The sequence below is a fragment of the Tritonibacter scottomollicae genome (assembly GCF_032924845.1).
Lineage (GTDB): Bacteria > Pseudomonadota > Alphaproteobacteria > Rhodobacterales > Rhodobacteraceae > Epibacterium > Epibacterium scottomollicae.
Genome location: NZ_CP136704.1, coordinates 1,464,525 through 1,477,376 on the forward strand (window position 1 = coordinate 1,464,525; position 12,852 = coordinate 1,477,376).

The following is a 12,852-nucleotide window of genomic DNA, read 5'->3' on the forward strand; positions in this document are numbered from 1 at the left end:
ACGCTAAACTATCACCATCAGGAGCGCTTATTCATGCCCGACAAGACATCGGAATCCCTGCGCGACGCGGCCCTTCGCTACCACGAGTTCCCGCGCCCCGGTAAACTGGAAATCCGCGCCACAAAGCCGCTGGCCACCGGCAATGACCTCGCCCGCGCCTATTCGCCCGGCGTCGCCGAAGCCTGCCTCGAGATCAAGGAAGACGAGGTCAACGCCGCGCGCTTCACCGCCCGTGGCAATTTGGTTGCGGTGGTCTCCAATGGCTCCGCCGTGCTCGGCCTCGGCAATATCGGCGCGCTCGCCTCCAAGCCGGTGATGGAAGGCAAGGCGGTCCTGTTCAAGAACTTCGCCAATATCGACTGCTTCGATATCGAGGTGAACGAGAGCGATCCGGAAAAGCTGGCCGATATCGTCTGCGCGCTGGAGCCGACCTTTGGTGCGATCAACCTTGAAGACATCAAGGCGCCGGATTGTTTCATCGTCGAAAAGCTCTGCCGTGAGCGGATGAACATCCCGGTCTTTCACGACGACCAGCATGGCACCGCCATTGTCGTCGGCGCCGCGGCCACCAACGCGCTGCACGTGGCGAACAAGGCCTTCGAGGACATCAAGATTGTGTCCACCGGCGGTGGCGCGGCGGGGATTGCCTGCCTCAACATGCTGCTGAAACTGGGGGTGAAGCGCGAGAACATCTGGCTCTGCGACATCCACGGTCTGGTCTACGAGGGCCGCGAAGAGGACATGAACCCGCATAAGGCCGCCTTTGCGCAGGCCTCGGACAAGCGCACCCTGGACGAGGTGATCGACGGCGCGGATCTGTTCCTCGGCCTCTCCGGCCCCAATGTGCTGAAGCCCGAGATGGTCGCCAAGATGGCGCGCCGTCCGATCATCTTTGCGCTGGCCAATCCGACGCCGGAAATCATGCCCGACGCGGCACGTAAGGTGGCACCGGATGCGATCATCGCCACCGGGCGCAGCGATTTTCCCAATCAGGTCAACAACGTCCTGTGTTTTCCGTTCATCTTCCGCGGCGCGCTCGATGTCGGCGCGACGGAGATCAACGACGAAATGCAGATCGCCTGCGTCGACGGCATCGCGGAGCTGGCGCGCACCACCACCTCGGCCGAGGCCGCTGCCGCCTATAAGGGCGAACAGCTGACGTTCGGCGCCGACTACCTGATCCCGAAACCCTTCGACCCGCGTCTGGTGGCTGTGGTGTCCTCTGCCGTGGCCAGCGCGGCCATGAAGAGCGGCGTGGCGAAACGTCCGATAGACGACCTCGGGGCCTATCGCGCCAAGCTGAACCAGAGCGTGTTCAAATCCGCCCTCCTGATGAAGCCGGTGTTCGAGGCCGCCCGCGCCGCGGCCCGTCGCATCGTCTTTGCCGAGGGCGAGGATGAACGGGTGCTGCGTGCGGCTCAGGAAATCCTGCGTGAAACCACCGAGACCCCGATCCTGATCGGTCGTCCCGAGGTGATCGAGAGCCGCGCCGAACGGCTGGGCCTGTCGATCCGCCCCGGTCAGGACGTGCAGATCGTGAACCCGGAAAACGACCCGCGCTACCGCGACTACTGGTCCAGCTATCACCGCATCATGGAGCGCCAGGGGGTCACGCCGGATCTCGCGAAGGCGATCCTGCGCACCAACACCACCGCCATCGGTGCCATCATGGTACATCGCGGCGAAGCGGACAGCCTGATCTGCGGCACCTTCGGCGAGTATCGCTGGCACCTGAACTACGTGCAACAGATCCTCGGCGGCGGCACCTATGCCCCCCATGGCGCGCTGTCGATGATGATCCTCGAAGATGGGCCCCTGTTCATCGCGGACACGCAGGTGCGCATTGAACCCACCCCGGAAGAAATTGCCGAGACCGTGATCGGCGCCGCCCGCCATGTGCGCCGCTTTGGCCTGACACCGCAGATCGCACTATGTTCACAAAGCCAGTTCGGCAACATTCCATGCGATACCGGAGCGCGTCTGCGCGCCGCACTGGAAATCCTCGACGACAAGCGCCGGGACTTTGTCTACGAGGGCGAGATGAACATCGACACCGCGCTCGACCCGGAGCTTCGCGAACGGATCTTCCCCAACTCCCGCCTTGAGGGAGCCGCGAATGTACTGGTCTTTGCCCATGCGGATGCCGCATCCGGCGTGCGCAACATCCTGAAGATGCGCTCCGGCGGGCTGGAGGTCGGTCCGATCCTGATGGGCATGGGCAACCGCGCTCATATCGTTTCGCCTTCGATCACCGCGCGCGGATTGCTGAACATGGCTGCCATCGCAGGCACGCCCGTAGCCCACTACGGCTGACGCCCAGCGCGCAAAGCAGACAGCAAAGGCGGGCCGCAATCTGCGCCCGCCTTTGTCCGGATTGGGGGTCGTCGGATGCCAGCCTCTGAGGTGGGCATAGCCTCATCCTACCACCCCTGCGCTGACTGTTTGCGCAAACTGAGTCGCAGCTGTCTGCGCAATATCTGCAAGAGTTAGCTTTGCAACTTTGCAGACTTCAGAATTTTCTTCACCGAAATGTCGGCTATGTCATGGTTTGCAAACTTTGCAATCCGAATTGGCAAATTCATCCACAAATCTGATCCGATCTGACGCAGGGTCGCCCAGCGCGCTTGCGAGGGTTTGAGCCTTGCGCCTAGGCTCTGTCGCAAGAGGAGACAGTGAGGAGGATCCCCATGACCTATTCTGAGGTGTATGCACATTGGAAGGCTGACCCGGAAGGGTTCTGGATGGAGGCCGCCACGGCCATCAGCTGGGACCAGGCTCCGACGCGGGCGCTGAGCGATCTTGGCGACGGGCTTTATGAATGGTTCGCCGACGCCAAGGTAAACACCTGCTACAACGCCGTTGACCGCCATGTGGAGGCCGGGCGCGGTGAGCAGACCGCGATCATCTACGACAGCCCCGTCACCCACACAAAACGCGAGATCTCCTATGTGGAATTGCGCAACCGGGTGGCGACGCTGGCCGGGGCGCTGCGGGCGAAGGGGATCGAGAAAGGCGACCGCGTCATCATCTACATGCCGATGATCCCCGAGGCCATCGAAGCGATGCTGGCCTGCGCCCGCATTGGCGCGGTACATTCCGTGGTCTTTGGGGGCTTTGCGTCCAATGAACTGGCGGTGCGTATTGATGACGCCACCCCCAAGGCGATCATCGCCGCCTCCTGCGGCATCGAACCGGGGCGTACGGTGCATTACAAGCCTCTGCTGGACGGCGCCATCGAACAGGCCAGCCACAAGCCCGACTTCTGCGTCATCTTCCAGCGCGAACAGGAAGTGGCAGAGCTGATCGAGGGGCGTGACGTGAACTGGCACGGGTTCCAGTATGGCGTGGAGCCTGCAGATTGCGTGCCGGTAGAAGGCAACCACCCCTCCTATATCCTCTATACCTCTGGCACGACTGGGCAGCCCAAGGGGGTGATCCGCCATACCGCCGGCCAGCTGGTGGCGCTGAACTGGACAATGAAGAACATCTTCAACGTCGATCCCGGGGACGTGTTCTGGGCCGCCTCCGATGTGGGCTGGGTGGTGGGTCACAGCTATATTGCCTATGCGCCGCTGATCCATGGCAACACCACCATCGTGTTTGAGGGCAAGCCTATCGGCACGCCCGATGCGGGCACCTTCTGGCGGATCATCTCGGAACATAAGGTCAAGACCTTCTTCACCGCCCCCACCGCCTTTCGCGCCGTCAAACGCGAGGACTCCAAGGGCGAATACGTGGCGAAATATGATCTTTCCTGTCTTGGTCAGGTCTATCTGGCGGGCGAACGGGCCGATCCCGACACGATCACCTGGGCGCAGGATCAACTGAAGGTGCCGGTGATCGACCACTGGTGGCAGACAGAGACCGGCTGGCCGATTGCCGCAAACCCATTGGGGATCGAGACACTGCCGGTGAAACTGGGCTCTCCCGCAGTGCCGATGCCGGGCTATGACGTTCAGATCCTCGATGAAGGTGGCCACCCGATGCCTGCGGGCGAACTGGGCGCCATTGCCATCAAACTCCCCCTGCCCCCGGGCACGCTGCCAAACCTGTGGAATGCCGAGGATCGCTTCCGCAAAAGCTATCTCACCACCTTCCCCGGTTACTACGAGACCGGCGATGCAGGGATGATGGACGAGGACGGCTACCTCTACATCATGGCGCGCACCGATGATGTCATCAATGTCGCCGGACACCGTCTGTCTACTGGCGCGATGGAGGAGGTACTGTCGGGCCACCCCGATGTCGCGGAATGCGCCGTCATCGGTGTGGCGGATAGCCTGAAGGGTCAGGTGCCGCTTGGCTTTCTCTGCCTGAATGCCGGATGCAGCCGCAGTCATGCGGAGATCAACGCCGAAGTCGTCAAGCTGGTGCGCGACAAGATCGGCCCGGTCGCCGCTTTCAAGCTCTCCTGTGTGGTGGACCGACTGCCCAAGACGCGTTCGGGCAAGATCCTGCGCGGCACCATGGTCTCGATCGCCGATGGCACGGAGTGGAAACAACCGGCCACCATCGACGATCCGGCGGTTCTGGAGGAGATCACCGTCGCTCTGAGGGCGCTCGGCTACGCGAAGTGACCCCGTAAAGACGACAAAGCGGCCCCCGACGGGGACCGCTTTGCTTCATCGAATGCCGCTTGCTCTACGGCAAATAGTCACTGACGCGCCGCGAAATCATCGACCTGACGTTCAGCTTCGTCCTTGGCCACGCCGTAACGCTCCTGAACCAGACCCACCAGCTTTTCACGATTGCCGGCCACCTGATCGATCTCATCTTCAGTCAGCTTGCCCCACTGGTTCTGTGCGGAGCCTTTGAGCTGCTTCCATTTGCCTTCGATAATATCCCAGTTCATCGTCAATACTCCTGTCTGTTTAGCTTCGCTCACACTGCATAAACTGCGATGCGTGCTGCTTGACCTGACAACGTGGATGCACCGGGATTGTTCCAAATTTTCTGACGACCGCGCGCCCGTATCTCTCAGGGGCGCACGTTTTTTGGCTCCGCGAAAAACTGCACCCTGATGCTGGCCTGGTCTGCCAACTCTCCGTTGCGATGGCGAAACTCGACCACATACTGGCGTGGTCCTGCCGGGTAGTAACCCGCACAAGGCGCAAACGGGTCAAAGCTCGCCGCGACCTGCGCCTCGATCTGCTCTGCGTATTGCGCGCCCAACTCAGGGGTTCCACCCGACTTGTAGCTAATGCCCGCGCCCTGCCCCTGGCTCGGCGGGCATCCCCAGCCGAACAGGAACTCATACTCAGAAAAAGCCTCGAACACCCAAGGGTCACCAGTTGCATCGGGAAGCGCAAACCACGCGGCATTGTAGATGATGCCCTCCTCCGAATACATCAGCGACACGCCGGAACAGCTGTCCGTCACCGGGTCGTAGTCGGCGCATTCATAGGGCGTGTCGATCATGTCATCCATCACTTGCAGGACAGACACGAATCCCTGTGCGTGCCCCATCGAGCTGACCCACACACCGGCGGTGGCCAGCAAAGCGCACCGAATAGTCTTCATCATCTGATTATGATCTCTCGTATCAAAGGACGCAGGATCTCCCTCCTGCACTGGCACGACACTGTTGTGACCGGCCTGAACATATCCTTAACAGGATTGGCCCTTCCCAGCCCAGAGGACGCGCACTAGTCTCTCGATCAAGGAGATTGTTAACATGTCAAATCAAGACCTTTGGCGCCTGAGCGCAACCGAATTGTCCACCCTGACCACAGCCGGTGACATCACGCCCACAGCCGCCGTGCAGAACGCCATCGCCCGTCTGGATGCAGTGAACCCAGCCCTGAACGCCGTGGTGGAGGATCTCCGGGACGAAGCCCTGGCCCGCGCAGAGGCTCTCGACGGCACCCCAGCACATCTGCGTGGCCCGCTGCATGGCGTGCCGGTGACCATCAAGATCAACGTGGACCAGACCGGCCATGCCACCTCCAACGGCATTCCCGCACTCAAGGACCTGATTGCCCCGGACGACGCGCCGGTGGTGCAGAACCTCGAACGCGCAGGCGCAGTGGTAATCGGGCGCACCAACACACCGGAATTCTCCTTTCGCGCCGACACCGACAATCCGCTCTACGGGCGGACGCATAATCCCTGGGGGCGGCATATCTCGCCCGGTGGCTCCTCCGGTGGCGGCGGGGCTGCGGTCATGGCCGGCATCGGCCCGCTGGCCCATGGCAACGACATTGGCGGCTCACTGCGTTTTCCCGCCGCCGCCAATGGCGCGGTGACGGTGAAGCCCGGCCTCGGCCGCGTGCCGGCTTGGAACCCCTCCCAGACGGCAGAACGCGGGCTGCTGGCCCAGTTGATGAGCGTGCAGGGCCTGATGACCCGCTCCGCCCGTGACCTGCATCTGGCCATGCCCGCAATGATCGCACCGGACGTGCGCGACCCGTTTCACGCACCGGTGCCCTGGCAGGGTCCCAGTGTCTCAGGCCCGACAAAGGTCGCCTTCACCCGCAACCCGCACGGCTATGACCTGCACCCGGAGGTCGAGGCCGCATTGCTCTCGGCCCGCGACGCCCTCACCGATGCGGGCTACATCGTCGAAGAGATCGAGCCCCCCAATGTGTTCGAGGCCGGACGCACCGGCTACCGCGCCTTGATGGGTGAGATACACGCGCTAATGAAGCCGGATCTGGATGCCGTCGGCTCAGACGTCATCCGCACCATGTTCGACACCTATTTTCAGGAGTTCCCGCCCTATCAGGGTGACGAGCTGCTGAAGATGTACGCCAAGCGCAGCCACTACGCCCGTCAATGGGCGCTGTTCATGGCGGATTACCCGCTGGTGCTGACGCCGTTCCTGCCACAGCCCTTCTTTGCGCCAGACCGGGACCGCGAAGGGGTCGAAGGCGCCCATGACGTGCTGGGCTGCGCGGTCTATTCCTACGCGATGAACTACATGGGGCTGCCCGCCGCCTGCGTGCCCTCCCGCCTGGCGCAATTGCCCAAGGGGCCGCAGCCGATCAACGTGCAGATCGTGGCGCAACGCTGGCGCGAGGACATGGCCGTGGATGCCGCCATCGCCATCGAGGACCGTCTCGGCCAGATGGCAGCTCCCCTTTGGGACCACATGGCCGCACAGGTCTGAGCTCTACCATTGGGGCCGTCTCATGGTCCCCGCGGCACCGTTTCATCTTTTTTGAAATACCTCCCGCCGGGAGGCAACGGCCCTGTGCCCCTCGGGCACGGGGCTCACCCTGTCGCGCGTCAGCGCGTCCGCTGGGGTCAGGGGTTAGTTGAACTGCTCAGAGATCAACCGTTCCTCCAGCCCGTGGCCGGGATCGAACAGAATCTTGTGGCCGATGCTGCGCTCGCTCTGGATCTCCACCCAGTCGATATCCTTGAACGACACCGAATTTGCCTCCGCCATCACCGGCCGCTTTGCCGCGTCGATCACGTCGAACCGCACAGTTGCCCCGCTGGGCAATAGCGCCCCGCGCCAGCGCCGCGGCCGGAACGCCGCGATTGCGGTCAGCGCCAGCACATCCGCCCCGATCGGCAGGATCGGACCATGGGCAGAGAAATTATAGGCGGTGGAGCCCGCCGGCGTGGACACCAGCGCCCCGTCGCAGACCAGCTCCGCCATCCGTTGCCGCCCATCCACCGAGATCTGCAGCTTGGCCGCCTGCGGCCCCTGACGCAGCAGCGATACCTCGTTGATTGCCATCGCTTCATGCATCTGCCCGTTCCGATCCCTTGCATGCATGCGAAGCGGGTGGATCGTCTCTTCCTGCGCGTCGGCCAGACGCTCCATCAGATCGCCCTCACCATAGCTGTTCATCAAAAAGCCGACGGTGCCACGGTTCATGCCATAGATCGGCACGTTCAGATCCACCGTCTCGCGCAGGGTGTGCAGCATGAACCCGTCGCCGCCAAGCGCCACGATCACATCTGCCTCGCTCATCTCGACGCTGCCGTAGCGACTGACCAATACGCCACGCGCGGTTTGCGCCAGCGGGGCCGTACTGGCCAGAAATGCGATTCTCATGGAACGTGATCCTGTTTCCGGAAGGGTCCAAACGGTTCCGAAACAAGCACAGGTTTTCCCCGATGACCAGACTTGCCGTTCAGCTGACCCGTTTCGTCGCTTTACAGTCTTTCAGATCCGTGAAGTTTCCGATAGGAAATCTCGCAAAGACCACCCCCAACCAGACGGAGCCAGCATGACTGAGACCCCCCGTGACACCGGTTTCTTCACCCAGAGCCTTTCCGAGCGTGACCCGGAGCTGTTCGGCGCAATCACCGACGAGCTTGGCCGTCAGCGCGACGAGATCGAGCTGATCGCCTCGGAGAACATCGTCTCCGCCGCCGTTATGGAAGCACAGGGTTCCGTGCTGACCAACAAATACGCCGAAGGCTACCCGGGCCGCCGCTACTACGGTGGCTGCCAGCATGTGGACGTGGCAGAAAACCTCGCCATCGACCGCGCCAAGCAGCTGTTCAACTGCGAATTCGCCAATGTGCAGCCGAACTCCGGCAGCCAGGCGAACCAGGGCGTGTTCCAGGCACTGCTGCAGCCAGGTGACACCATCCTCGGCATGGATCTTGCCTCCGGCGGTCACCTGACCCATGGTGCGGCGCCAAACCAGTCCGGCAAATGGTTCAACGCGGTCCACTACGGTGTGCGCGAAGACGACAACCTGATCGACTATGACCAGCTGCAGGCGCTGGCCACCGAGCACCAGCCCAAGCTGATCATCGCCGGCGGCTCCGCCATTCCGCGCCAGATCGACTTTGCCAAGTTCCGCGCCGTGGCCGACAGCGTCGGCGCCTGGCTGATGGTCGACATGGCCCACTTCGCCGGTCTCGTGGCCGCGGGCGAGCACCCCTCGCCCTTCCCGCATGCGGATGTGGCCACCACCACCACCCACAAGACCCTGCGCGGTCCGCGTGGCGGCATGATCGTCACCAACAACCCGGATCTGGCGAAGAAGTTCAACTCCGCCATCTTCCCGGGCATCCAGGGTGGCCCGTTGATGCATGTGATCGCCGGCAAGGCCGCCGCCTTTGGCGAAGCGCTGAAGCCCGAGTTCAAATCCTACCAGAAGCAGGTGCGTGCCAATGCGGTGGCCCTGTCGGACGAGCTGATCAAGGGCGGTCTGGACATCGTCACTGGTGGCACCGACACCCATGTGATGCTGGTCGATCTGCGTCCCAAGGGCGTGACCGGCAACATCGTCGACAAGGCTCTGGGCCGCGCGCATATCACCACCAACAAGAACGGCATCCCGTTTGACCCGGAAAAGCCCACTGTGACCTCCGGCATTCGTCTGGGTACCCCAGCGGGCACCACCCGTGGTTTTGGTGAGGACGAGTTCCGCGAGATTGCCCGCCTGATCGTCGAAGTGGTCGATGGTCTGGCCGCCAATGGCGAAGACGGCAACGCGGCAGTCGAGGAAACCGTGCGTGGCAAGGTCGCAGCCCTCTGCGCGCGCTTCCCGCTCTACCCGAACCACTGAGTTTGATCACCTTTGAGCGACCATGAACACATAAACCGCCGCGTCTCGGACGCGGCGGTTTTACTGTTTCTATCTGTGGCGACTGACAAAAGGAGCAGGCGTTCCCTGCCCCCCGTTTGTCGCATCAGCTCTCGGAAGATGGTTCCTTCAACGCCTCTTCCAGCATGCGCTCGTTGCGGACCTCTTCGATGCGGCGGATCCGATCCGAGCTCTGACGGATATCAAAGCGGTATTTCACCACGTTGATCAGGCTCAGCGTCAGCAGCAGGATGCCCATGCCCCAATATCCTTTGGTCGCCAGCGGCACCTCGGTCGACAGCCAGAGCGAAATGCCCAGCATGCCATAGGCGACCACGACGCCGATGATGTTGAGGTTGGTGATCAGGGCGTTCTCATTGCGTGCGTCAAACATGGTTTTATCCTTCATTTCCAAATAGATTATCTGCGGAGCCTGGTGCTCACGGATTTTCGTCTCAGGGCAGTTCTGCCCTCGCATGTCGGGATCAGCGTTCGGTCTTCAGGCGGCTCAGCACATCTGTTGCCGTGCTCTTGAGCGGTGTGCCAAACCCCGCATCCGCCAATTGATCCGCCACCGAGTGCGGCGCGAGACCGGTTTCAATCTCGCCCAGAATTTCCGAGGCCTCGAAGGGGTCTTCCTGGCCCAGGACCTCTTGGATCAGCTCAGCCGCTTCATCCATGGGCTGGCGGTTCAGCGACCGGCCAAGGCTCGCCTGAGCGCGGTGCTCGCCCTTGACGGCGCGGGCCGAGATCGCGCCCTGCCTCAGATCAATCAGACGACGATGCGCCGTCTCCACCGATTGACGCAGGCGCATGATACGCGCCTCCAGACGTGACCGCGTGTCCTGACGCAGGCTGCGCTCATTCTCCATTTCGGCAATCGCTGCGGCAGCGGCTTCGGCCAGATCCTCGCGCCCCTCTGTCAGGGCCGCACGTGCCCGCGCCGTCAGATCCGCAATCCGCGTATCCAAGGTTGCAATCTGGCGCTGCTCGGCCCGTTCTTTCTGGATCAGGCTCACCAGCGTCGACTTTGCCGATTTCAGGTCATCGGTGGCCTGGGCAATTTTCTCCTCGATCAGCTCGATCGAATACTGCTGGCGGACCTGCGCCTCTGCTCTGCGATTTGCGCCCGTCATCAGGGTCTTGAAAGTTGAGAACATGATCGCTCCTCCATTCGTGAACATCGTTCACAAGTGAGGTAGCAAAGTCATGAACGTCGTTCAAGATATTTTTTGAACAATGTTCAAAAGGTATGGATTACCTGACCATCAACCGTGACAGAACCAATGCGATCATCCGTCGGATGTCCTGTGGCGGCACACCGGAGATCCGGTTTTCAAGCCCGAGGAGCACAATTCCATGAACAGAAGAAAACAACGCCCGCACCGTCAGGGCCTGCTCTTCTGGTGGCTGATCAGGGAACAACTCCGCCACCGGGCCCGCGATATGCTGGAACAGCCGATCCAGCGCCGTGCGGTACCAGACCGGCACCGCGCCATCCGCAGGCAATTCCAGATCGAACAGGGCGCGCCACAGGCGACTATTGTCACTTGCAAAATCCAGATAGGCCTCACTCATCAGGATCAACCGATCCGTGGCAGACGCGCCCCTCGATGCGGTTATGGACGCTTCGACCACCGCCCCCAACCGCTGAAACGTGCGACCGTTCACCGCCATCACAAGCGCGGTCATGTCATCGAACGCGTTGTAGATTGCCCCCACCGCACAGCCCGCATCCTTGGCCAGATCGCGTGCGCGCAATGCCGTAACCCCCGTCTCCCGAATACGCGCTTCCGCCGCAACAACCAGTTTGTCGCGCAGATCCGCTCTGCGTTGCTCTGCTTTTGTCGTCATGCTTGCCCGCCAATTCTTGAACCATGTTCATGCACCTATAAACCCGCTCAGGCGCGAGATGCAAACCTCGGCATTGCATCTGGGGCTGCACCCTGTCTCGGCGGCAACACTCTGTCAGGGCAGACAAAGTCAGCGAGTACAATCAGGATGGACTTTGGCGCGGTTTTCTCGTCATTTGCCCCGCATGATCCAGACTGACCAAAACCCGAACCGCACCCGCCGCCTTGAACGCACCCTCGGCGATTGGATGCGCGCCCGCCTGCCCTTTGCGGTGGCGGAATTCGTGATGTTCACTCTGAAACAGGGCTGGGCAGCGATATTCGGCATTCTGCTCCTTGGTGGACTGCTGATTTCGGATCGCATCTGGCAGCCGGATTGGGCGCTGGCGCGCTATGATGCGCTGTTGCTCTATGCGCTGGGGCTGCAGGTGCTGTTTCTGGCCGCCGGCATGGAAAGCTGGCGCGAGGTGCGGGTGATCCTGCTGTTCCATCTCACCGGCACGGTGATGGAGATCTTCAAGGTTGATGCGGGCAGCTGGGCCTATCCCGGCGACGGTCTGGCGAAACTCTGGGGTGTGCCGCTGTTTTCCGGCTTCATGTATGCCTCCGTTGGCTCCTACATGGCGCGGGTGATCCGCCTGTTCGACATGCGCTTTGCTCCCTACCCGCCGCTATGGTTGGCCACCTGCCTCGCGGTTGCGATCTATGTGAATTTCTTCAGCCACCATTTCCTGCCGGATATCCGGCTGGCGCTGTTTGTCGCCACGGTGGTGATCTTCATCCGCACCCGGATCTGGTTCTATATCGGCGGACAAGCCTATTGGATGCCGCTGCCGCTGGCGGCCTTCCTGTCCAGCTTCTTCCTCTGGGTGGCGGAAAACGTCGGCACCCGCACCCGCACCTGGCTTTATGCCGGTCAGGACAGCGACCAATGGGTCAGTATCGCCAAGATGGGCAGCTGGTATCTTCTGCTTTATGTGAGTTTTGTCACTGTGACATTGGTGGTGCGCGATGCGCTCTCACACACGCCTTACCGACCGGTCACGCCAACCGATGTCAGACAAAGCCCCGCCAGCGCAACACCACCACCAGAAGTGCAATGACACAGATCAGCGCAAAGCCGACAGTGGCCGCGATATCCAGCAGCCGCCCCTTGCGCCGGTCCTTCAGGTCCAGCTCTGCCAGATAGGCCCGAAGCCGCCGCGCTTTTCGGAGCAGACCGTCCTGATCCAGCGTTGCAGCGATGCGCGGATGGGCAAAGCTTGCCTCCGCTGCCACCAGATCATCCGCCGCCCGGCGCATCCGGTGCGGCAGGTGACGCCGGGCGCGGCGCAGGCTGTCCGCCAGCTCGCCGGAGAGTTTCAGTCGTTTTTCCAACAGCGTTTGGATCTGGTCCAGCTCACTCTGTAACGTCTCGCTCATGGCGCGGGGATCCTCAGGCTGCGCGTGTAACAAGCTGGACCATACCCACCGCGGCTGTGGATCTCAATGCCGCGTACGCG

12 protein-coding genes are annotated in these 12,852 nt (G+C 62.0%); 5 read left to right on the plus strand and 7 right to left on the minus strand.

Annotation, left to right across the window (positions count from 1 at the left end):
- Positions 1 to 33: 33 nt before the first annotated feature.
- A complete protein-coding gene (locus R1T40_RS07490) occupies positions 34 to 2,313 on the plus strand; it encodes an NADP-dependent malic enzyme (protein ID WP_317386458.1) in 2,280 nt (759 codons plus the stop codon).
- 374 nt (positions 2,314 to 2,687) lie between these two features.
- Positions 2,688 to 4,577 (plus strand): propionate-CoA ligase PrpE, encoded by a 1,890-nt coding sequence (gene prpE, locus R1T40_RS07495; RefSeq protein WP_317386459.1) that lies wholly within the window; start codon positions 2,688 to 2,690, stop codon positions 4,575 to 4,577.
- A gap of 77 nt (positions 4,578 to 4,654) precedes the next feature.
- Here prpE and R1T40_RS07500 read toward each other — a convergent pair whose 3' ends face one another.
- Complete coding sequence (locus tag R1T40_RS07500) at positions 4,655 to 4,852, minus strand: CsbD family protein (protein ID WP_106164832.1); 198 nt, start codon at positions 4,850 to 4,852, stop codon at positions 4,655 to 4,657.
- Between the two features lie 125 nt (positions 4,853 to 4,977).
- Positions 4,978 to 5,523: a hypothetical protein gene (locus R1T40_RS07505; protein WP_317386460.1), complete on the minus strand. Its 546-nt coding sequence runs from the start codon at positions 5,521 to 5,523 to the stop codon at positions 4,978 to 4,980.
- Positions 5,524 to 5,674: 151 nt separating this feature from the next.
- Between R1T40_RS07505 and R1T40_RS07510 the strand changes: the two genes are divergently transcribed.
- Entirely contained in the window at positions 5,675 to 7,108 is a 1,434-nt protein-coding gene (locus tag R1T40_RS07510) for an amidase family protein (RefSeq protein WP_317386461.1), read from the plus strand.
- Between the two features lie 144 nt (positions 7,109 to 7,252).
- Here R1T40_RS07510 and R1T40_RS07515 read toward each other — a convergent pair whose 3' ends face one another.
- Positions 7,253 to 8,008: an NAD kinase gene (locus tag R1T40_RS07515; protein ID WP_317386462.1), complete on the minus strand. Its 756-nt coding sequence runs from the start codon at positions 8,006 to 8,008 to the stop codon at positions 7,253 to 7,255.
- Between the two features lie 175 nt (positions 8,009 to 8,183).
- Between R1T40_RS07515 and glyA the strand changes: the two genes are divergently transcribed.
- Positions 8,184 to 9,479, plus strand: a complete 1,296-nt coding sequence (gene glyA / locus R1T40_RS07520) for a serine hydroxymethyltransferase (protein WP_317386463.1) — start codon at positions 8,184 to 8,186, stop codon at positions 9,477 to 9,479.
- A gap of 124 nt (positions 9,480 to 9,603) precedes the next feature.
- On the opposite strand, the gene R1T40_RS07525 is transcribed toward glyA, so the two are convergent.
- The 3 genes from R1T40_RS07525 to R1T40_RS07535 form a co-directional block, all read right to left on the minus strand.
- On the minus strand, positions 9,604 to 9,891 hold the full coding sequence (locus tag R1T40_RS07525; RefSeq protein ID WP_106164863.1) for a hypothetical protein: 288 nt from the start codon (positions 9,889 to 9,891) through the stop codon (positions 9,604 to 9,606).
- A gap of 91 nt (positions 9,892 to 9,982) precedes the next feature.
- On the minus strand, positions 9,983 to 10,657 hold the full coding sequence (locus R1T40_RS07530) for a PspA/IM30 family protein (RefSeq protein ID WP_317386464.1): 675 nt from the start codon (positions 10,655 to 10,657) through the stop codon (positions 9,983 to 9,985).
- Positions 10,658 to 10,754: 97 nt separating this feature from the next.
- A complete protein-coding gene (locus tag R1T40_RS07535) occupies positions 10,755 to 11,351 on the minus strand; it encodes a TetR/AcrR family transcriptional regulator (protein WP_106164838.1) in 597 nt (198 codons plus the stop codon).
- A 184-nt stretch (positions 11,352 to 11,535) separates the two neighbouring features.
- Between R1T40_RS07535 and R1T40_RS07540 the strand changes: the two genes are divergently transcribed.
- Positions 11,536 to 12,453, plus strand: coding sequence for a DUF817 domain-containing protein (locus R1T40_RS07540; protein ID WP_317386465.1), 918 nt, complete (start codon positions 11,536 to 11,538; stop codon positions 12,451 to 12,453).
- Here R1T40_RS07540 and R1T40_RS07545 read toward each other — a convergent pair.
- Positions 12,407 to 12,772, minus strand: a complete 366-nt coding sequence (locus R1T40_RS07545) for a hypothetical protein (RefSeq protein WP_317386466.1) — start codon at positions 12,770 to 12,772, stop codon at positions 12,407 to 12,409. The two genes, R1T40_RS07540 and R1T40_RS07545, sit on opposite strands and share 47 nt — an antisense overlap.
- Between the last annotated feature and the right edge of the window lie 80 nt (positions 12,773 to 12,852).

Bases quoted from the DNA above. Each gene is read 5' to 3' on its own strand.
- R1T40_RS07535 (WP_106164838.1), bottom strand. From the start codon at position 11,351: ATGACGACAAAAGCAGAGCAACGCAGAGCGGATCTGCGCGACAAACTG.
- R1T40_RS07505 (WP_317386460.1), bottom strand. From the start codon at position 5,523: ATGATGAAGACTATTCGGTGCGCTTTGCTGGCCACCGCCGGTGTGTGG.
- R1T40_RS07545 (WP_317386466.1), bottom strand. From the start codon at position 12,772: ATGAGCGAGACGTTACAGAGTGAGCTGGACCAGATCCAAACGCTGTTG.
- R1T40_RS07530 (WP_317386464.1), bottom strand. From the start codon at position 10,657: ATGTTCTCAACTTTCAAGACCCTGATGACGGGCGCAAATCGCAGAGCA.
- R1T40_RS07515 (WP_317386462.1), bottom strand. From the start codon at position 8,008: ATGAGAATCGCATTTCTGGCCAGTACGGCCCCGCTGGCGCAAACCGCG.
- R1T40_RS07510 (WP_317386461.1), top strand. From the start codon at position 5,675: ATGTCAAATCAAGACCTTTGGCGCCTGAGCGCAACCGAATTGTCCACC.
- glyA (WP_317386463.1), top strand. From the start codon at position 8,184: ATGACTGAGACCCCCCGTGACACCGGTTTCTTCACCCAGAGCCTTTCC.
- R1T40_RS07540 (WP_317386465.1), top strand. From the start codon at position 11,536: ATGATCCAGACTGACCAAAACCCGAACCGCACCCGCCGCCTTGAACGC.
- prpE (WP_317386459.1), top strand. From the start codon at position 2,688: ATGACCTATTCTGAGGTGTATGCACATTGGAAGGCTGACCCGGAAGGG.
- R1T40_RS07525 (WP_106164863.1), bottom strand. From the start codon at position 9,891: ATGTTTGACGCACGCAATGAGAACGCCCTGATCACCAACCTCAACATC.
- R1T40_RS07490 (WP_317386458.1), top strand. From the start codon at position 34: ATGCCCGACAAGACATCGGAATCCCTGCGCGACGCGGCCCTTCGCTAC.
- R1T40_RS07500 (WP_106164832.1), bottom strand. From the start codon at position 4,852: ATGAACTGGGATATTATCGAAGGCAAATGGAAGCAGCTCAAAGGCTCC.